Below are 19,992 nucleotides of genomic sequence, written 5' to 3' on the forward strand. Positions count from 1 at the left end.
GCGCCCCAAACGTATGCGCAACGCCGCAAGCGCTTGGTGATACCTGGGTGACAGGATCAAGGCATCGGAAGGGCCGGGCTTTAACTTGCCGTCGGGGGCTTGGCCTGGGGAAAACAGGCGGTGAAGGTGGCACCGTTTTTCGGCACGCTTTCGATCAACAGCCGGCCGCGATGGCGGTTAAGAATATGTTTCACCAAGGATAAGCCGAGCCCGGTTCCACCCTGCGCGCGGCTATCGCCGACGTCGACCCGGTAGAAGCGCTCGGTCAGCCGCGGCAGGTGTTCTGGCGCAATGCCGGGGCCGAAATCGCGGACCATGACGCGGACTTCCGGCGCGCCCTCACCCGAACCGATCTGGCTCAGCGAGACGATTACCTTCCCGCCGGACGCGCCATATTTGAGCGCGTTCTCGATCAGGTTCTCGAACAGCCGCAACAGTTCCTCGCGATCGCCTGCAATCGCGACCGGCATGTCCGGCAGGTCGATCTCGATCGCGACCTGGCGCTCCCTTGCCAGCGGCTCCAGCCCGTCGGCGACCTGGCGGATGATCGGCACGATATCGACGCAGGCTTCGGGGCGCACATGCGCCGACAGTTCGACCCGCGACAGCGACAGCAAATCGTCGATCAGCCGCGCCATCCGGGTCGCCTGCGTATGCATGATCGAGAGAAAGCGCTCGCGCGCCTTGGCGTCGTCCTTGGCCGGGCCCTGCAGCGTATCGATGAAGCCTGATAGGGCGGCGAGCGGCGTGCGCAGCTCGTGGCTGGCATTGGCAACGAAATCGGCGCGCATTTCCTCGACCCTGCGCAACGGCGTCTGGTCGTGGAAGGTCATCAGCATGCATCTTTCGGTGCCGCCGAACAGCGTCGGCACCGGCACCGGCGTGATGACCAGTTCCATCCAGCGGTCAACCGGCACCTGGTCGAGATAATTGGCGCGACGCGGCTCGCTGGTCGCGATCGCCTCGCGCAACGCGGTGATGATCTCGGGCGACCGCAGCGCGAACTGGGCAAGTTCGTTCTTGCGCAGCGCGGGCGCGAGCTGGGCCGCCGCCACATTGAGATGAATGACGCGGCCGGCACGGTCGAGCAGCACGGCCGGATCCGGCATGCCGGCAACGACCGCGCTGACGGCGGCGGACTCGACCGGACTGACGGCGCGGACGTCTTCGCGGGAGCCGGCGGAATCATGCAGACGCCACGGCACCAGCGCCGCGGCTGCGATGCAGATGAAGACCGCCACGGCGCGCGCCAGCGAGAGATCGGCCAACAGCACCAGCGCGCAAAGCGCCAGCCCCGCAGCCAACAGGATGATGGCCGAATGCCGCAACCGGTCCGGCCACGGTGCAAAGAAGGAGGAAGAGCTGGAATCGTCTATTGCCATGGCGCAGGCTTTCTTCCTCTATTCATGAGGCGCCCGCCGCATCATCAGGTGCCCGTGTCTCCACGCTCGCGCACATAGACGGCAGCCTCATGCCTCGGCTCGGGGTCGGCGACAGGCGCCAAATCGCGCAGACGCTTCGATCGAGCGCCGATGATAATCTCCCGAAGCGTCAGCAAGATTACAGATATGACAAATGGTCCGATATAATAGAGGACACGGAACAGCAGCATGCCGGCGAGCAGTTCCGCCCGGTCCATCTGCCAGAGGCCGACCAGCATGGCGGCATCGAAGACGCCGAGCCCGCCCGGCGAATGGCTGGCGAACCCCAACAGCGTCGCCGAGACGAAGATCACCGCGACGACGACAAAGCCGATATCGGGCTCGTCCGGCACCAGCATGTACATCGCCAGCGCACAGAAGCCGAGATCGACGATGCCGATGGCGATCTGCAGGAGCGTCAGCGGGCCGCCCGGCAGGGTGACCGTCCACGGTCCGCGGCCGACGCCGCGCGGCTGGGCCCAGACCCAGGCGACATAGCCGACCAGGGCAATGAGGATTCCGAACGCTGCAACGCGGTTGAGCCAGGCCGGCAGTTGATCGATCGCGGCGGCGGCTTCCGGATGGTAGGCAATGCCCAATCCGAGCACCGCGGCATTGCCGAGCCAGAAGGTCAGCCCGGCCAGGAAGCAGATCTTGGCGACGTCGATCGCGTTCAACCCCCAGGCCGAATAAATCCGGTAGCGCACCGCGCCGCCGGTGAAGACGCTGGCGCCGACATTGTGCCCGATCGAATAGGAGGTGAAGGCGGCCAGCGCTCTGATACGGTAGGGTACGTGGTGCTGGCCGATGGCGCGGACGGCGAACCAGTCATAGAAGGTGAGCGTGAAATAGCCCGCCGCCACGAACAGGGCGGCCAGCGCGATCCGGCGCGGCTCGGTGCCTTTGATGGCGTCGATCACCTCGTTGGTGTCGATGCCGCGGAGCATGTGATAGAGCACGTAGCACGCAACGGCGATGACCGTGACGCTGATAAGGACCCCGAGCTTATGCAGGACCTGTTTCTGGCGCAGAAACGAAGTTGCCCTGCGTATTGCTTCCAGCATCTACACCTCGAATTGCGCTTCTGCGACGACGGCAATGGCGCGAACCCCGCCGCCGCTACGCGGCTCCCTTGCCCCTCTGGTAGCGCGTTTTGGGCCGGAGTGGAATTCGCCTGACGACAATAAAACGCGCTGCTTCAAGATATTAGGCGTGGTTGATGACGGCGGTAGCGCAGTTTTGCTGCCTTCCCGCCGCCCCGCAGCGGTTCCGGAGCATAGCAGGGGCTGGTCAACAACCCGTGACAGTGATGGCGGTGAAGCTGGCCGGCGCATGATGCACTCAGGCCGGCGGCGCACTGCGCGAGACCACCCAGTCGCGCAACCATGACCCGACCGCACAGCCGCAGAGGTAGAGTGCGAACATGATCAGGCCGAGGTCGAGCCAGTAGCCGAAACGGCCGGGCACGACGCGCGCGAGCGCGGCTGCGACCAGTGCCGCGACCAAAGCCGAAAGCGCCCACCGCCATTTCCGCGAGATGCCTTCGCCGTGCTGAACCACGGATATCCAGCCCATGGCGAAGCCGAGCAGCACCGATGCCAAGAGCCAGCCCCAGTAGAATGTGGTCAGATAGGCCATGCTTACTTCACCACGAAATCGATGCGACGGTTCTGCGCCTTGCCCTGGTCGGTCTCGTTACCCGCAATCGGCTGCGTCGAGCCGTAGCCGACCGCACTGAACCGGTTGGCGGGTAATCCCGCCTTAACCAGATAGTCGGCGACCGCCTGCGCACGCTTCTCGGACAGCGCCTGATTGGCCGCCTCGTCGCCATCGGCATCGGTGTGCCCGGCGATCTCGATATTGGCGGCCGGACAGCGCAACGCGGTTTCGATCAGGCGGTCGAGGAGGCCTGCGGAATCGGCGACGATGTCAGCCTTGCCGGATTCGAAGCGGATTCGGGCCTTGCCGAGCAGTTCGGTAAACAATTGCTGGCAGACCGTCGCATCCACCGGCGCCGCGGCCGGCTTGACCGAGATTTCAGGCTTGAACTGCCAGCCCTGCGGAAAGTCCTTGCCGAGGCCGACGCGGATCTGACTGGCGGCGGCTTCATAGAGCGCATCGCCCGACAGCTTCACCTCGCGGTCGGAGACGACCAGCGTACCGGTCGACAGCCGCGACAGCGCGCCGAGCGCGGGCACCACCGCATTGGCGAAGCCGGTGGGCGCACCGACGCTCGGCTTGAGATTATCGACGACTTTTTCCTTGAAGAACTTGCGTCCTGCCGCGGCCACCAGCGCGGCGTGAACATTGTTGTCGGGCACGTTGCCGGTCAGCGTCAGCGTTACCGCGACGGGATCCTTGTAGGCCTGGAAAATGTACGGCGGTGCCTTGATCTCGTTGGCTACGACTGAGAAGCCGTCAGGCAGATTTTTCAGCGCGGCGGCGATGGCTTCGCGGCCGCCGAGTTCGCGTGCCATGCCCGACAGGCTGACTTTGGTGTCAGACAACGTGATCTTGCCGTCCTTCAGCTTGCCGATCTGGTCGATCAGCAGCAGCGCGGCATTGTCGAAACGCGGTGGCGCCCCGCGCGACAGATTGGTCCGGTCGACCACTTCGACGCCACCGAGGCTGGCGCGCGCCGCCTCCAGCAGCCGGCCCTTGCTCGCCGGCAGGGGCGAACTGCCCGACAGCGTGACCCGCACGACGTCGCGTTCAGCCGACCAGACGAACGGCTTGGCTTCGGGAACGAGCCGGGTTTCGTCGTTAACCAAACGCACGCCCGGTACCGCTTCCACCGAAGCCACCGCACTCTGCCGGCCATCTTCCGAGAATGCATCCGCGGCCAGCGTCACGTCGCGACCTGCAACCGAGATCCGCCGTTTATCGAGAATGGTGTCTTTGAGGGCTGCGGCCGAACGCTGCGTCACATCGGCTTCCAGCCGTTCGGTGCTCGTCCAGGCTGCGATGGCCCAAAAGATGACCAGCGGAATGACACCCGGCCACCATTTGCTACTCCACCTGAAAAGTCCGCGCATTCGAGTTCCCGCCGGGTCTGGAATGCAGAGAAAACAAACCCTTGCAGGACTGTCAAACCCGAAATGTCGCAGACGCGAAAGGGTCCGGATATCGGCCCGGCTAACAGTTTCTTCAGCGGTCTGTCGCTAGTTTCGTCCCCGTAGTTAACCGGGCAGCCCGCATCTCGATGAAACTGCTTCGCAACGCCGTCATTCGCGCCGGGCTGGAAGCGCTGTACTTCTCCGGAGCGCACTACCTGCTGCGACCAATCTTCGCAGGTGTCGGCGTCATTTTCATGCTGCATCACGTCCGGCCGCGCCGCGACGGCGAGTTTCAGCCCAATCATCATCTCGAGGTCGAGCCGGAGTTCTTGCGGGCGATGCTGGCGCATCTTCGCACGCTCGACGTCGACATCGTCACCATGGACGAGATGCATCAGCGACTTGAGGAGCGCGATTTTGCGCGCCGCTTCGCCTGCTTCACGCTCGACGATGGCTATCGCGACAACCGCGATTACGCCCTGCCGGTGATGCGTGAGTTTGACGCGCCCCTCACCGTTTACGTGACGAGCGATTTCGCCGAGGGCACCGGAAGGTTGTGGTGGGTCGCGCTCGAGAAAGCGATCGCCAAGGCTTCCTCGATCGAAGTCCCGATCGGCGGCACCGCGACCCGGCTCGATACCTCGACGCCGGCAGCCAAGCAGGCCGCCTTCGACCGCACGCATGGCTGGCTGCGCCGACTTCCGGGCGAACACGACCTGCAGCGCGAAATCTCCGCGCTATGCACGCGCCACGACGTCGACGAGTCTCTCATCGCCCGCGAGCTCTGCATGTCCTGGGAAGAATTGAAGGCGTTCGCGGACGATCCCCTGGTGACGATCGGCGCGCATACGGTCACGCATTGCGATCTGGCGCGGCAGAGCGAAGAGATCGCTTCGTTCGAGCTGGCCGAAAGCCGTGCGCGGATCGAAGCAGCGTTGCAGCGGCCGGTGCTTCATCTCGCCTATCCCTATGGCGACCGGATCGCCGCGGGCCAGCGGGAATTCAGGCTGGCGAAAGTGGCAGGCTTCAAGACCGCGGTGACGACGCGGCCGGGCATGATCTTCCCGGAAAGCGCCAGCCATATAACCGCGCTGCAGCGGGTCTCGCTGAACGGCAACTACCAGGACGCGCGCGTCCTCCCCGTTCTCACCTCCGGCGCCGCCACCGCGATGTGGAACGGCTTTCGCCGCATCGACGCGGCCTGAAATCTCTCCACACGTCGTCCCTGCGAACCACAGGGACCCATACGCCGCGGCTCATCAGTTGAGCTGACGTAGGAGGGCATCTACCAAAGCAATTACGGCCTGTGGTTATGGGTCCCTGCGGTTCGCAGGGACGACGAAAACTGGTGTCCTTGACTCGCCTTGCTCCCGCGCCCAAAACCTCCGCCAAAGCCAATGGAGGAACGCAATGTTCAAGGATCTGTTCTCGCTTCAGGGCCGCGTCGCGCTGGTGACGGGCGGCTCGCGCGGCATAGGCAAGATGATCGCGGCCGGCTTTCTCGCGCAGGGCGCGGCGAAGGTTTACATCACCGCGCGCAAGGCAGGTCCCTGCGAGGCAACCGCCAAAGAACTCACCGCCGCCTATGACGGCGAATGCATTGCGCTGCCGATCGACATCTCAACGGTCGAAGGCTGCGAAAGGCTGGCCGCCGAAATCATCAAGCTTGAGCCGAAGCTCGACATCCTCGTCAACAACGCGGGTGCGGCGTGGGGCGCGGAATTCGACGAATTCCCGGAAAGCGGCTGGGACAAGGTGATGGACCTCAACGTCAAGTCGCTGTTCTTCCTGACCAAGGCGCTGGCGAAACCGCTGCGCGCGGCGGCATCGCCCGAGCGGCCGGCGAAGGTCATCAACATCGCCTCCATCGACGGCATCTTCGTCAATCCGACGGAGACCTATTCCTACGCCGCGAGCAAGGCTGCGGTGATCCATCTGACGCGGCGCATGGCGGCCAAGTTGATCAAGGACAATATCAACGTCACCGCGATTGCGCCGGGCGCCTTCAAGTCCGACATGAACCGCGCCGCGCGCGACCACGCCGATGAAGTGGCAAAGCGCGTTCCGGCACGGCGCGTCGGCACCGACGAGGATATGGCCGGTATCGCCATCTACCTCGCCTCGCGCGCGGGGGATTATGTCGTCGGCAATACGATCGCCGTCGACGGCGGCGTGGTGTACGCCACGGCGGGGAGTGAGATTGCGGGGTAGGCTACGGTCCCAGGTCAAGGTCGTCCCGGCGAACGCCGGGACCGACACCGCGTGATGCATCAATAGAACACGATGGTGGACTTGTTTTGATAACAACGACGGTCGGTGGTTATGGGCCCGCGGCTCAAGGCCGGGGCGACGGAGAGATCACGTCTCGCCCTTGTCATACTCGAAATCAGCCTTCGGCGCGTTGGGCAGCTCGCGCTCCAAGGCTTCCCGGTAGCGCAGGCACCCGCGCAGAAATTTTGGCCAGGGCGGGACAGCCACGTCTGGCGTGACCCGCTCGGGCAAGAGGCCCCAGAGATTGGGATGGTGCCAGCACAAATCGTGACCGGTGCTGTCGCGGTGCGCGCGGATGCCTTCCCTGAGGCGCTTCACCTCCGCGACCAGTTGGTCGCGGGTCAGTTCTTCGAGGTCGCGGTCGGGGTCCATGTTACTGCTCCCCGATTGCGGGGGTTCAGGTTTCGATCTTCACGTACTCGAAATCGCCGGGCTTGTTGTCGATGCCGACCTTCGGCGGCGAGATCCAGGAAGCGTACTGGCCGGCTTCGGTCACCGGCTTCATCAGCGAGGCAATGAAGTCGCCGTCCTGCGACGAAGGCAACCATTCGCCCTTGCGTTGGTTCCAGGTGGCGTCGTCGATCAGAACGCCGTCGGGCGTGGCATGGACGTCCTTGAACTCGCCGATCTGGCGGTGGAAGGCGACGTTCGGCAGCGTCAGCTTGTACTGATAGCCGGCGGTCGAAATCACCTTGTTCCAGCGCAGCATGCCCTTGACGCAATCCTGCGTGTAGTCGTCGCGCAGCCGCATGTTGAGCGCGGTGAGCGCCGGCTCGTCGACGCGCTTGATCACGCCGTCGACCAGCTTCAACACCGGATAGGTGGCGTTCTTGAGCTGATGGTCGTCGTCGATCTGGGTTTCCTTGTAGCGGCCCTTGATGCCGGCGTTGAAGGCATTCGCCGCGTTGGTCGAGACTTCCGAGCCGAACAGATCGAGCGACAGCGAATAGTGCAGGTTCAGCTTCTTCTGGATGGTCGGCAGGTCGATGACGCCGAGCGCGCGGACCTTGGCGACATCGGTAGGATCGGTGATGCCGGCGGCCTTCATCGCCTCGCAGGTGCGCTGCACGACGCGGCTGATACCGGTCTCGCCGACGAACATGTGGTGCGCCTCTTCGGTCAGCATGAAGCGGCAGGTGCGCGACAGCGGATCGAAGCCGGATTGCGCGAGGCTGTGCAACTGCATTTTGCCGTCGCGGTCGGTGAAGTAGGTGAACATGAAGAACGACAGCCAGTCCGGCGTCGCCTCGTTGAAGGCGCCGAGCATGCGTGGGCTATCCGCATCGCCGGAGCGGCGGCGCAACAGATCGTCGGCTTCCTCGCGGCCGTCGCGGCCGAAATATTTCTGCAAGAGATAGACCATCGCCCAGAGATGGCGGCCTTCCTCGACATTGACCTGGAACAGGTTGCGCAGGTCGTAGAGCGAGGGCGCGGTCTTGCCGAGATGGCGCTGCTGCTCGACGGAGGCAGGCTCGGTGTCGCCCTGGATCACGATCAGGCGGCGCAGCGTGGCGCGGTGTTCGCCGGGGACTTCCTGCCAGGCCGGCTTGCCGTAATTCTCGCCGAAGGGAATGACGCGATTTTCTTCCTGGGGAGCAAGAAGAATGCCCCAACGATATTCCGGCATCTTCACATAGTCGAACTTGGCCCAGCCGCGCGGATCGACCGAATACGCGGTGCGCAGGTAGACCAGCGACTGCTGGAAACCTTCCGGCCCCATGTCGCCCCACCAATCCATGTAACCGGGATGCCAGCCTTCCAGGGCTTTGAGCACCTGGCGGTCTTCGCTGAGATTCACGTTGTTGGGAATCTTGGTCGAATAATCGACGTTCATGTAATTCATGGGCCTGCTCCTTTTCCAGTCTCGTGCCCCGGACGCCAGGCGACGCAAGACAGCGTGCCGCAGAGCCGGGACCTGTTAAGCTCTGCGAGCCGCGCCACCGACGCCGTGCAGCGTCCGGGACACGAAATCAAACCCGCGTCATGTCGAATTGCGCCTTCTGGCCGGTGCCGTAGCGGCGCAGCGCGCCGTCTTCGCCGACCGCGTTGGGGCGCTGGAAGATCCAGTTCTGCCACGCCGTGAGGCGCGAGAAGATTTTCGATTCCATGGTCTCGGGACCCACGAAGCGCAAGTTCGCTTCCATGCCGGTGAGGCCGTCGGGCGAGAAGGACGTGCGCTCCTCCAGGAACACGCGGACTTCGTCGTCCCAATCGATGTCGTCGAGTGCGAAGGTGACGAGGCCGAGTTCTTCGGCCGCCTCCGCATCAAGCGTGGTGCCGATGGTGGCTTCCGCGCGCTCCAGATCGGATGGATCGGCCTGGAAGCGCGATTGCAGGCGGGTCAAGCCGTGACTCATCGGGTAGGGACCGAAATTCAGCGCGGTGAGCTGGATCGCCGGCGGCGGCCGGTTGTCGCCCTGGCGTGAGCCGATCAGCATGTAGGAGCGGTCGGCGGCGAACACGAGTTCGGCCAGCGTGCCGGCAAAGCAGGAGCCGGGCTCGACCAGCGTCACCAGCGTACGCGAGGTGACGTCGATGCGCTTCAACACGCGCTTCCAGTAATGCCTGATTTCGTTGACCAGCCAGTGCGCCTTGTTGGCTTCGAGGAAGGCGTCGCAAGCCACGACGTTGGCGGGATCGCCGTGCGACTTGAACACCAGCATCGCGATTTCGAGTTCGTTGATGCGCAAATGCAGGATCGCATCGTCAAGCTCGCGCGCCACCCGCAGCGGCCAGAACGACGCGCCCTGCCCGATCAGGCCATCGATATCGGCGGGCGGCGCGGCCTCCGGCGCCTTGATCGAAATGGTCGCGATGCGCGCGGCGCGGTCGATATCGACGCTGACAAAGCCGTAGCGGATGCCGGCCTCATCGATGGTGCGGTCGAGCGGCGCAAGCGTGATGCCCTTGCCGGTGCCGCTGCGCTTCGAGGCGGCGGCGAATTGCTTGGCGCGCTCGGCAACCTTGGCGTCCAGCTTGCTGTTCGGCGCGATCTCGTCGACCAGCCGCCAGGAAACCGCACGCTTGCCCTTGATGCCCTCCTCGATGGTGCAGAAGAAGTCGGCATGGTCGCGGCGCACCTTGCGCTTGTCGACCACGCGCGTCAGGCCGCCGGTGCCCGGCAGCACCGCGAGCAGCGGCACTTCCGGCAGCGCGACGGCAGCAGCGCCGTCATCGGCCATGATGATGTGGTCGGTCGCCAGCGCCAGTTCATAGCCGCCGCCGGCCGCCGTGCCGTTGACGACGGTGATGAAGCGCTGTCCGGAATTCTCGGATGAGTCTTCCAGGCCGTTGCGGGTCTCGTTGGTGAATTTGCAGAAATTGACCTTATGGGCGTGGGTCGCACCCGCCAGCATGCGGATGTTGGCGCCGGCGCAGAACACGCGGTTCTTGCCGGAACGCATCACCACCACCTTCACTTCGGGGTGTTCGAAGCGCAGCCGTTGCACGGCGTCCGCCAGCTCGATGTCGACGCCGAGATCGTAGGAATTCAGTTTGAGCTGATAGCCCTCGAACAAGCCGGCATTCTCGTCGACGTCCATGGTCAGCGTCGCGACCTCGCCCTCGACCGCCAGCTTCCAGTGGCGGTAGCGCGACGGATCGGTTTGAAAATCGATGTATTTCGCTCCCCCCGCAAGGACGCGATCTTCACCGGCCATGAGCCACCCTCTGTCGTTTTCTCAGGATTTGATTGGTTCGTTAGATGCACAATAGTGCATGTTTTTGATTGAGTCTAGCTAAAAGCGCCAGAACATGCATTTTGTTTCATGTTCGGCCAGTGGCCGCGAAGGCGACCCAATCGGCCTTGCCGAGCTGCGGCTGCTCAAGTTTCGCCTTGATAAGGGCCGCCAGCGCCGCAACCGGGAAGCCGTCGGCAAAGCCGTCGCCACCCGCATTCCGCATGCCCAGCGCGTCGAGCTCGCCAAGCGCTTCACCGAATAGCCGCACGGCGACGTGCGGCTTCTGCATTCGCAGCCGCAGATTGGCGGTCGCGATCAGGATACAGGCGCGCAGCAAGATTCGTTCGCGGCCGCCTTGCGGCGCCGCCGCCCATACCGTCTCCAGGATCTCCTGCGCCTCCCAGAAATAGCCGCGATCGTTGAGCGCCATGCCGTAGCGTAGCGCCGGGTGGCGCGCCGGCACGTAGCCCTGGAAGCGCGCCGGTACCAGAGCTGTGATCTGCGCCAGCGTTTCGTAATCGGCATTCGCCGCGCCGGCCTCGCCCGGCACATAGGCCCAGCGAGGCAACGGAAGATTGCCGGCGGCTGGGGGTGCGATCATCGGGGCATCGCCCCGGAAAGCGCATGGACAAATGCGTTAGGCGGCCCGTCCCTGCGAGCCGTTACCTGTGTGCAACACCGCCTTTGCGAATTCCGAAATCGCATCGAGCGTCGCCTCCGGCGCTTCGCGATGCGGCTGATGTCCCGCGGACGGAATCACAGTCACATCGACCGGACAATAGCACTCTTCCCGGGCGATCTCGACCTGGCGCAGGGTCCCATACTGGTCGTCCACGCCTTGCAGGATCGCTATCGGCACGCGGATATAGGCGAGGTATTCGGAAATATCCCAGTTGCGGAATTCCGGATCGAGCCAGGCGCCGTTCCAGCCATAGAAGGCGTTGTCGACGTCCCTGTGCCAGCGCGAAAGCTTCCCCTTCAAATTCGTGGTCTCGTAGGCGTTCCGGATATTCGCAATCGAGGCCACCGAAATGTCCTCGACGATGAAATGCGGGGCGATCAGCGCGAGGGCCTGCACGCGGTGATCCTGGTGCGAGCCCGCATAGATCGCCGCGATCGAGGCGCCATCGGAATGACCGAGCAAGAGGCCGCGGCGAAACCCGATCTTGTCGAGCAGTTTCGGCAGCACGTCGAGCGCCTCGACATGCATGTAGTCGAGCGACCGCGGCAGTTTCACCGGCGTCGATGCGCCGTAGCCCGCGCGCGAATACGCGAACACGCCGGCGCCGGTCGCGGCCTGCAGCTTGTCGGGAAAATCGCCCCACAGGCCGGTCGAGCCGAGTCCCTCATGCAGCATGACGATAACAGGCGCGTGCTCGGGCGACGGGCCGACCATGCGGTATTCGAGATGGGAAGCGCCGACCGTGAGGAAGCCTGATGGGGTTAGGGTTGTCATGCGTAAGCTTTCCGAAAGTGATCCAGACGTCGCGCTCCTTGCTGAGGTGGTCCCTGCGAACGCAGGGACCTATAATCACCGGCCTTCGTTGTAACTCTCGCACATGCGCGTCGACGGATAAGCCGGAGCGTATGGGTCCCTGCTTTCGCAGGAACGACGTGAGAGAGGTTACGATGCGCCATCCCGCAACTTGAACCGCTGAATCTTACCCGTCGCCGTCTTCGGCAGGCTGTCCACCACGTCGATCCAGCGCGGATATTTCCATGGGCCGATCTTCTGCTTGACGTGTTCCTTCAGCGCCTCATGCAGATCATCGGTTTTGGCGCCGGCGCGCAGCACCACAAAAGCTTTCGGCTTCAACAATCCTTCGGGATCGGCTTCGGGAACGACGGCGGCTTCGAGCACGGCCGGGTGGGTGATCAGCGCGCTCTCCACCTCGAACGGCGAGACCCAGATGCCCGAAACCTTGAACATGTCGTCGCTCCGGCCGCAGAAGGTGTAGCGGCCGTCGGCGTCGCGAATGTACTTGTCGCCGGTGCGGGTCCAGTGGCCTTCGAAGGTCGAACGGCTCTTGGCGCGCTGATTCCAGTAGCCCTCGCCTGCCGAGGGCGCATCGACCAGCAATTCCCCGACCTCGCCATCTGCTACCTCGGCGCCGGCCTCATTGACCAGCCGCACCTTGTAGCCGGGCACCGGACGGCCGGAGGAGCCGTATTTGATGTCGCCGGGCGCGTTGGAAAGGAAGATGTGCAGCAGCTCGGTCGAGCCGACGCCATCGAGAATGTCGACGCCGAAGCGTGCCTTCCAGGCGTTGCCGACCGATTCCGGCAGCGCTTCGCCGGCGGAGGTGCAGATACGCAGGCGGTTGCCGGCGCGCGCGTCCTTCAGCGTCTCGTCGTTGAGCATCGCGGCGAACAGCGTCGGCACGCCGTAGAAAATGGTCGGGTTGTATTTGTTCATCAACGCGAACATCGCAGCTGGCGTCGGCCGTTCGGTGTGCAAGACCGTGGAAGCGCCGACCGACATCGGAAACGTCAGCGCATTGCCGAGGCCATAGGCGAAGAACAATTTTGCCGCCGACAGACAAACGTCGTCCCCGCGAATGCCGAGCACCTGCTTGGCGTAGGTTTCGGCGGTGGCGGCCAGATTGGAATGCAGATGCCGCACGCCCTTGGGCATGCCGGTCGAGCCCGACGAATACAGCCAGAACGCCGGCTCATCGGGATGTGTCGCCGCGGTCGCAAACGTATCGCTCTCGCGCGCCAGCTCGTCTGAAAGCTTTTTGTGGCCGTGCGCGTCCTTGCCCGCCACGACGACGTGTTCGAGGTCCGGCATCCGCCCGACGACATCCTTGACGACCGGCAGCAGCGCTTCGGAGACGAACAGGACGCGCGCGCGGCAATCTCCAAGTATGTAGGCATACTGCTCCGCCGTCAGCAGCGTGTTGAGCGGCACCGGCACGACACCGGCGCGGATCGCGCCGAGAAACACACACGGGAAATCGACGGTATCGAGCATGATCATCGCCACGCGCTCTTCGCGGCGGACGCCGAGCCGGCGCAGCATGTTGGCGACCCGTCGGGTCTGCCGCTGCAGCTCGCCATAGGTGAGTTCGGTGACGGTGTCGGTGAAGGCGAGCTTGGCCCCGCGCCCCTCCTCGACATTGCGGTCGAGCAGCCAAGTCACCGCATTGTACGAACCGGACGTGCCGCTCACGACGCTTCTCCCCTGAGTTTTAAGAATTATAATTCATACAAAGACACCGGCTGCGCTTGCTGTCAATCCTCATCGGCATTATGTTTCCGAAATCCGTTCACCAGCAGGTAAAGCTGAACGAGGGAAATGACCGAGGCCAGCGACCCCGAATCCGGCTTTCTCGAGCAGCTTGGCCAGCGTGTGCGCACCATGCGCGCCCTCCGCGGCATGTCGCGAAAAGTGCTCGCCAAGGTTTCCGGAATTTCCGAGCGCTATATCGCGCAGCTCGAAAGCGGCAAGGGCAATGTCTCGATCGTGCTGCTGCGGCGCGTGTCGAACGCGATGGGCGCGCATCTCGAAGATCTGATTCCTTCGGCTGAGCCCGCACCGGATTGGGCCGTCATTCGCGATCTCCTGCGCAAGGCAACGCCGGCGCAGATCGCTCAGGCCAAGGACGCGCTGGCTGGCGGCGGTCCGTCGGCGCAGCGGCGGATTTCGTTTGCCGGCATTGCCCTGATCGGCCTGCGCGGCGCCGGCAAATCCACGCTCGGCAGGATGCTGGCAAAAAAGATCGGCTGGAAATTCGTCGAGCTCAACAAGGAGGTCGAGGCGCAGAACGGCTTGTCCGTCGCCGAGATCATCGCGCTCTACGGCCAGGAAGGTTTTAGGCGCATGGAGCAGGCGGCGCTCGGGCAGTTGCTGGCGCGGAAAGAGCTGATGGTGCTGGCGACCGGCGGCGGCATCGTCTCCGAGCCGTTGACCTTCGACCTGATCCTGTCGTCGTTCTACACCATCTGGCTGAAGGCCGAGCCGGAGGAGCACATGGCCCGCGTCCGCCGCCAGGGCGATTTGCGGCCGATGGCGGACGATCGCTCGGCAATGGCAGAGTTGCGCAACATCCTCATCAGCCGCGAGCCACTCTATGCGCGGGCGTCAGCCGTGGTCGATACCGCCGGGCTTTCCGTCGACGCGGCGGCGGCGCGGCTGAGCGATGCGGTTGCGCCGGTGCTGCACGACAAGCACGCGTTCGGCCTGCGCAGCGCGGTGTCGTGAACTTTTCTGCGAAAGCGACATCCGCGCGCCTTGTTCGCGCGAAGAAGCGATGAAGCGGGTCGGCAATCCCGACCGGGTAGCGCGGCGCAAGATAGCTTCAGGCGAAGCCCTCACCAGATTTCTCGATAGCTACGACTTCACGGCGGTGCCGCGGCGCGACTGTGTCCGGCTGGACACCGACCTGAATTCGGCGGAAGCGACCGCGCAGAACATCGTCCGCCATTTCGGTCTCACACCAGCATCGACTTGACCGATGCCGCCGTCTCGCGCAATCGCGGCAGGAAGCGTTCGATCATCTCGGCCGCGGACACGCGGTCGACATGCGCGCCCATGTTGATGGCGGCGACGATCGCACTGTCGTAGCGGCGGACCGGCACGGAGACTGAACGGAATCCCGGCTCGGCTTCGCGATCGACCAGCGAATAGCCTTGCGCGCGATCGGCAACGATCGTCTTCAGGAGCAGCTTCTTGTCGGTGACGGTGAACGGCGTCAGCGGCGCAAGCTCCATCCTATCAAGCGCCGCGACCAGTTCGTCGTCGGACAGCCGCGACAGCAGCACGCGGCCGACCGAGGTGCAGAAGGCCGGCAGCCGGTAGCCGATGTCTATCCCTGCCGAGAAGATTCGCGTCGGGCTGGCGCGCGCGACGAAGACGACATCGTTGCCGTCGAGGATCGCCATCGACGCGATCTCCTGCGCCCCGCTCGACAGTCGATCCAGCGCCGGCTGCAACACGGAGACGACATGGTTGGAGGCGAGATAGCTTGATGCCAGCACCAGCACGCGCGGCATCAGGCGAAACAGCTTGCCGTCGGTGGCGACGAAGCCGGCGCGTTCGAGCGTGAAGAGGATGCGCCGCGCGGTCGCGCGCGGCAGGTCGGCGGCCTTGGCGAGGTCGCTCAGCGTCATCGGTTGCCGGCTGCCGCCGAATATTTCCAGCACACGCAGGCCACGGTCGAGGCTTTCGATGAAATCGGTCGCGCCGCGGTTGTCTGCGTTTGCCGCGCGTTTAAGCTTGGGCATCGCTGCCTCCATAATCCGCTTGCCTAACGACCAGTCTACGTTAGAATCGCACAAAAGTTCAATAGGCGAACAAATCCAGCAACCGGAGATCCTCGCCATGATGAGCCAGGAAGCGAACGACCTGATCACCCGCACCGGCCGCAAGGACCCGTGCGGAAAGCTGATGCGGATGTACTGGCAGCCGGCGGCGCTGGTGGACGAGCTGCAGGGCCCGAGGCCTGTGCGCCCCGTAAAGCTGCTCGGCGAAAATCTCGTGCTGTTTCGCGACGAGCAAGGCCGCTACGGCCTGATCGACCGCCACTGCGCGCATCGTGGCGCCGACCTCGCGTTCGGACGGCTGGAGAATGGCGGCTTGCGTTGCGCCTTCCATGGCTGGCTGTTCGATGTCTCCGGCCAGTGCCTGGAGACGCCGGCCGAGCCGAGGGACTCGAAGCTGTGCCAGGGTATCAAGCAGCGCTCCTACCCCGTGGTCGAGAAGAGCGGCATCCTCTGGGCTTATCTCGGCGAAGGCGAGCCGCCGGCATTTCCGGAGATCGACTGCTTTGTGGCGCCCGATAGCCATACCTTTGCGTTCAAGGGCCACATCAATTGCAACTGGCTGCAGGCGCTCGAAGTCGGCATCGATCCGGCGCACGCGTCCTTCCTGCATCGCTTCTTCGAGGACGAGGACACGTCAACCGCCTACGGCAAGCAGTTCCGCGGCGCGTCCGCCGGCAGCGACTTGCCGATGACGAAGATTTTGCGCGAGTACGACAACCCGATCATCAATGTCGAGCACACCGAATACGGCCTGCGCCTGATCGCGCTGCGCGAGATCGACGAAGAGCGCACCCATGTGCGCGTCACCAACCAGCTCTTCCCGCACGGCTTCGTCATCCCGATGAGCACGGAGATGACGATCACGCAGTGGCACGTGCCCATCGATGACGAGAACTGCTACTGGTACGCGATCTTCACCAGCTATGCGGCGCCGGTCGACAAGAAGAAGATGCGCGAACAGCGGCTCGAACTCTACGAACTGCCGGACTACAAGTCGCGGAAGAACAAGAGCAACGATTACGGCTTCGATCCGCACGAACAGGCGACTGCGACCTATACCGGCATGGGCACCGACATCAACGTTCACGATCAATGGGCGGTGGAATCGATGGGCCCGATCCAGGACCGCACCAACGAGCATCTGGGACAATCGGACAAGGCGATCGTGCAGTATCGCCGGCTGCTGCGGCAGGAGATCGAGAAGGTGACGGGCGGCGAGAAGCCGATGCTGTTCCTCGACGCCGCGCATGCGCGCAGCATTCAGGGGCCTGCCACCATGGACGGCATCGGACCGACGTTGGGCTGGGAAATCTACTGGATGGAAGTCGACGTCAAGCGCCGCCGCGGCGCGCCATGGGCGGCGCCGGTGCCGGCTGAGATTTCCGGCAAGATCCAGCATTTGTCGGCGGCGGAGTGATGGTCTCTCGCCGTCATTGCGAGCGAAGCGAAGCAATCCATCCCACCACGCGTGGAGAGATGGATTGCTTCGTCGCGGAGCCTGTCATCGGGCGCGCATTTCGCGCGATCCGGTGGCTCCTCGCATTGACGGCTGATGGAGCACGATTTCAATACATCAAATCAGACTCGCGGGAGTGACGCGTTGAGCTTTGTGAAACGTCACGGGCTGTGGTCGAAAGAGCAGCAGGAGGCCGCGAGCCGCCTGCGCAAGATCGTCGAAGAGAAAAATCTCGAAGTCATCCGCCTGTCGTTCCCCGACCAGCACGGAATCCTGCGCGGCAAGACGCTGGTGGCCAGCGAAGCCGTAGCCTCGCTTGAGAGCGGCTGCTCCATCACGACGACCATGCTCGCCAAGGACACCTCGCACAAGACGGTGTTCCCTGTGTTCACCGCCGGCGGCGGGTTCGGCATGAAGGAGATGGAAGGCGCCGCCGATGTGCTGATGGTGGCGGACCCCACCACCTTTCGCGTGCTGCCATGGGCGCCGACCACCGGGTGGCTGCTGTGCGATCTCTATTTCAACGACGGCCGTCCGGTGCCGTTCGCGACGCGGCATCTCTATCGCAAGGTGATCGATCAGCTCGGACAGCGCAGCTACGATTTCGTAGCTGGCCTCGAAGTCGAATTCCATCTCTTCAAGCTCGACGACGCGCACATGGCGCCGGAGGATGCCGGACAGCCGGGTCGGCCGCCTTCCGTCAGCTTGCTCTCGCACGGCTATCAATATCTGACCGAGCAGCGCTACGATCAGATGGAGCCGGCGCTGGAAATCATCCGCCGCGATGTGCTGGCGCTCGGCCTTCCCCTGCGCTCAGTCGAGGTCGAGTTCGGCCCTAGCCAGTGCGAGTTCACGTTCGCGCCGACCAAAGGGCTGGCGCCCGCCGACAACATGGTGCTGTTCCGCTCGGCCGTAAAACAGATTGCGCGCCGCCACGGCTATCACGCGACCTTCATGTGTCGGCCGAAACTGCCCAACGTGTTCGCTTCGGGCTGGCACCTGCATCAGTCGCTGGTGTCGCGCGCGAGCGGCGAGAATGCGTTCATGGCCGGCGACAAGGGCGAGGTGCTGAGCCCGTTTGGCCGCGCCTATCTCGCGGGACTGCTGGAGCACGCCCGCGCGTCAACCGTGTTCACGACGCCGACCATCAACGGCTACAAGCGCTACCGCTCCTATTCGCTGGCGCCCGATCGTGCGATCTGGGGCCGTGACAACCGCGGCGTCATGATCCGCGTGCTCGGCGGTCCGGGCGATGCCGCCACCCGGCTGGAAAACCGCATCGGCGAGCCGGCGGCGAATCCTTATCTCTACATGGCCTCGCAAATTCTCTCAGGGCTCGACGGCGTCGACCGCAAGCTCGATCCGGGTCCGTCGGCGGATGCGCCCTACGAAACCAAGGCGGCGCTGTTGCCGAAGAGCTTGCGCGAGGCGGTGTTCGCGCTACAGGACGATCCGTTCTTCCGCGGAGCGTTCGGGCCTGAGTTCGTGGACTATTACGTCCACATCAAGAATGCGGAGATCGAACGGTTTCAGGCCGAGGTATCGGACTGGGAACATCGCGAATACTTCGAGATGTTTTGAAAGGGCTGCGCAAGCTCTCCACTCGTCAAATCCGGACAAGGCGCATATACGTTTTTGCGACGCTTTTCGGAGGGTTTAGCATGGAACCCACGCAAGTCGCGATTATCGGCGGCGGACCGGCCGGCATGCTGCTGTCACATATGCTGCATCTCGATGGCATCGACAGTGTCGTGCTCGAGCGGCAGGCAAGGGATCACGTACTAAAACGCATCCGCGCCGGCGTTCTCGAATATGGCACCGTCAAGCTATTGCGCGATGTCGGACTCGGCGAACGAATGGATCGGGAGGGCCACGCCCATGACGGTAGCTGGATCGCATGGGAAAGCCGCCAGCCATTTCTGATCGATACCAAACGGCATACCGGCAAGTATATGTGGTCGTTCGGCCAGACGGCGATCACCGAGGAGCTATATCGGGTGCGGGCGCACGACGGCGGTCGCGTGATCGACGAGATCAGACAGGTCGCGCTCCACGACCTCGATGGCGAGAGGCCCTGGATCGGTTTCGAGAAGGACGGCAAAGCGCACAGGCTGGAATGTGACTATGTCGCCGGCTGCGACGGCCAACACGGCGTATCGCGCAACAGCATTCCGACAGACCTGCTGCGAACCTACGAGCGCGCCTATCCGTTCGGCTGGCTCGGCATCATGTCCGAGACGCCGCCACTTCACCAAATCATGTATGCACATCACAGCCGCGGCTTCGCGCTTGCCTCGCAACGCAACCCCATGCTCAGCCGCTACTACATCCAGTGCGACCTCGCGACGGACCTGAAGGAATGGCCGGACGAACGGTTTTGGGAGGAGCTGAAGCGCCGCTTTCCGCCCGACATTGCCGGCAAGATCGTTACCGGCCCGTCAATCGAGAAATCCATTGCGCCGTTGCGCAGCTTCGTCGCCGAACCGATGAGCTATGGCCGGCTGTTCCTGGCGGGAGACGCCGCGCATAACGTTCCACCGACCGGCGCCAAGGGCCTTAACCTCGCGGTTTCCGACGTCTTCTATCTGCATCGCGCGCTGGTCGCGCAGATCAAGAAGAGTGACGGTCGCTATCTGGAGCGCTACTCGGAAACCGCGCTACGCCGGGTCTGGAACGCCGAGCGCTTGTCATGGCAATTGACCCGATTGATGCACGTCTTTCCGGACGACGACGACTTCACACGGCGCATCAACCTCAACGAATTCGATCATCTTCAGGCTTCGCCCGCGGCACAGGCCGCCCTCGCGGAGCAATATGTCGGGATGCCGTTTGAGGCGTAGATC

General features: G+C 63.8%; 18 protein-coding genes. 7 read left to right on the plus strand and 11 right to left on the minus strand.

The genetic code is table 11. The features are described 5' to 3' along the window. Positions 1-80 precede the first annotated feature (80 nt). The 4 genes from LMTR13_RS36315 to LMTR13_RS36330 all read right to left on the minus strand — a co-directional run bounded on the left by LMTR13_RS36315 (position 81) and on the right by LMTR13_RS36330 (position 4,456). Positions 81-1,382 carry an ATP-binding protein gene (locus LMTR13_RS36315; protein WP_065731934.1) on the minus strand — a complete coding sequence of 434 codons (1,302 nt, stop codon included), beginning with the start codon at positions 1,380-1,382 and terminating at the stop codon, positions 81-83. A gap of 44 nt (positions 1,383-1,426) precedes the next feature. After that, on the minus strand, positions 1,427-2,485 hold the full coding sequence (locus tag LMTR13_RS36320) for a putative bifunctional lysylphosphatidylglycerol flippase/synthetase (protein ID WP_065731935.1): 1,059 nt from the start codon (positions 2,483-2,485) through the stop codon (positions 1,427-1,429). A gap of 277 nt (positions 2,486-2,762) precedes the next feature. After that, on the minus strand, positions 2,763-3,059 hold the full coding sequence (locus LMTR13_RS36325; protein ID WP_065731936.1) for a hypothetical protein: 297 nt from the start codon (positions 3,057-3,059) through the stop codon (positions 2,763-2,765). Between the two features lie 2 nt (positions 3,060-3,061). Continuing rightward, the gene (locus LMTR13_RS36330; RefSeq protein ID WP_065731937.1) at positions 3,062-4,456 is read right to left on the minus strand and encodes an OmpA family protein; all 1,395 of its coding nucleotides are present in this window, start codon (positions 4,454-4,456) and stop codon (positions 3,062-3,064) included. A gap of 167 nt (positions 4,457-4,623) precedes the next feature. On the opposite strand from LMTR13_RS36330, the gene LMTR13_RS36335 reads away from it, so the two are divergent. Beyond that, positions 4,624-5,682, plus strand: coding sequence for a polysaccharide deacetylase family protein (locus LMTR13_RS36335; protein ID WP_065731938.1), 1,059 nt, complete (start codon positions 4,624-4,626; stop codon positions 5,680-5,682). 205 nt (positions 5,683-5,887) lie between these two features. Further along, positions 5,888-6,688, plus strand: a complete 801-nt coding sequence (locus tag LMTR13_RS36340; protein WP_065731939.1) for an SDR family oxidoreductase — start codon at positions 5,888-5,890, stop codon at positions 6,686-6,688. Between the two features lie 147 nt (positions 6,689-6,835). Here LMTR13_RS36340 and LMTR13_RS36345 read toward each other — a convergent pair whose 3' ends face one another. From LMTR13_RS36345 to LMTR13_RS36370, 6 genes are all read right to left on the minus strand, one after another. After that, positions 6,836-7,120: a hypothetical protein gene (locus tag LMTR13_RS36345; RefSeq protein WP_065731940.1), complete on the minus strand. Its 285-nt coding sequence runs from the start codon at positions 7,118-7,120 to the stop codon at positions 6,836-6,838. A 25-nt stretch (positions 7,121-7,145) separates the two neighbouring features. Next, positions 7,146-8,582: a benzoyl-CoA 2,3-epoxidase subunit BoxB gene (gene boxB, locus LMTR13_RS36350; RefSeq protein WP_065731941.1), complete on the minus strand. Its 1,437-nt coding sequence runs from the start codon at positions 8,580-8,582 to the stop codon at positions 7,146-7,148. A 136-nt stretch (positions 8,583-8,718) separates the two neighbouring features. Beyond that, positions 8,719-10,407 (minus strand): 2,3-epoxybenzoyl-CoA dihydrolase, encoded by a 1,689-nt coding sequence (gene boxC, locus LMTR13_RS36355; RefSeq protein WP_065731942.1) that lies wholly within the window; start codon positions 10,405-10,407, stop codon positions 8,719-8,721. Between the two features lie 106 nt (positions 10,408-10,513). Further along, positions 10,514-11,029 (minus strand): DUF309 domain-containing protein, encoded by a 516-nt coding sequence (locus LMTR13_RS36360; RefSeq protein ID WP_065731943.1) that lies wholly within the window; start codon positions 11,027-11,029, stop codon positions 10,514-10,516. Between the two features lie 36 nt (positions 11,030-11,065). Further along, entirely contained in the window at positions 11,066-11,884 is an 819-nt protein-coding gene (locus LMTR13_RS36365; protein ID WP_065731944.1) for an alpha/beta fold hydrolase, read from the minus strand. A 168-nt stretch (positions 11,885-12,052) separates the two neighbouring features. Further along, a complete protein-coding gene (locus LMTR13_RS36370) occupies positions 12,053-13,600 on the minus strand; it encodes a benzoate-CoA ligase family protein (protein WP_065731945.1) in 1,548 nt (515 codons plus the stop codon). A gap of 126 nt (positions 13,601-13,726) precedes the next feature. Between LMTR13_RS36370 and LMTR13_RS36375 the strand changes: the two genes are divergently transcribed. Together LMTR13_RS36375 and LMTR13_RS36380 are read left to right on the plus strand one after the other, a co-directional pair. Beyond that, positions 13,727-14,632 (plus strand): helix-turn-helix transcriptional regulator, encoded by a 906-nt coding sequence (locus LMTR13_RS36375; protein WP_065731946.1) that lies wholly within the window; start codon positions 13,727-13,729, stop codon positions 14,630-14,632. A gap of 49 nt (positions 14,633-14,681) precedes the next feature. Next, entirely contained in the window at positions 14,682-14,882 is a 201-nt protein-coding gene (locus LMTR13_RS36380; protein WP_065731947.1) for a hypothetical protein, read from the plus strand. On the opposite strand, the gene LMTR13_RS36385 is transcribed toward LMTR13_RS36380, so the two are convergent. Next, positions 14,863-15,654: an IclR family transcriptional regulator domain-containing protein gene (locus LMTR13_RS36385; RefSeq protein ID WP_065733260.1), complete on the minus strand. Its 792-nt coding sequence runs from the start codon at positions 15,652-15,654 to the stop codon at positions 14,863-14,865. The two genes, LMTR13_RS36380 and LMTR13_RS36385, sit on opposite strands and share 20 nt — an antisense overlap. Positions 15,655-15,751: 97 nt before the next feature. Here LMTR13_RS36385 and LMTR13_RS36390 point away from each other — a divergent pair, with 97 nt between their 5' ends. The 3 genes from LMTR13_RS36390 (at position 15,752) to pobA (ending at position 19,989) form a co-directional block, all read left to right on the plus strand. Continuing rightward, complete coding sequence (locus LMTR13_RS36390) at positions 15,752-17,110, plus strand: aromatic ring-hydroxylating dioxygenase subunit alpha (RefSeq protein WP_065731948.1); 1,359 nt, start codon at positions 15,752-15,754, stop codon at positions 17,108-17,110. Between the two features lie 183 nt (positions 17,111-17,293). Further along, entirely contained in the window at positions 17,294-18,730 is a 1,437-nt protein-coding gene (locus LMTR13_RS36395; protein ID WP_065731949.1) for a glutamine synthetase family protein, read from the plus strand. An 80-nt stretch (positions 18,731-18,810) separates the two neighbouring features. Beyond that, positions 18,811-19,989, plus strand: coding sequence for a 4-hydroxybenzoate 3-monooxygenase (gene pobA / locus LMTR13_RS36400; protein WP_065731950.1), 1,179 nt, complete (start codon positions 18,811-18,813; stop codon positions 19,987-19,989). The last annotated feature ends 3 nt before the right edge of the window (positions 19,990-19,992 follow it).

This window comes from Bradyrhizobium icense (assembly GCF_001693385.1).
Classification (GTDB): domain Bacteria; phylum Pseudomonadota; class Alphaproteobacteria; order Rhizobiales; family Xanthobacteraceae; genus Bradyrhizobium; species Bradyrhizobium icense.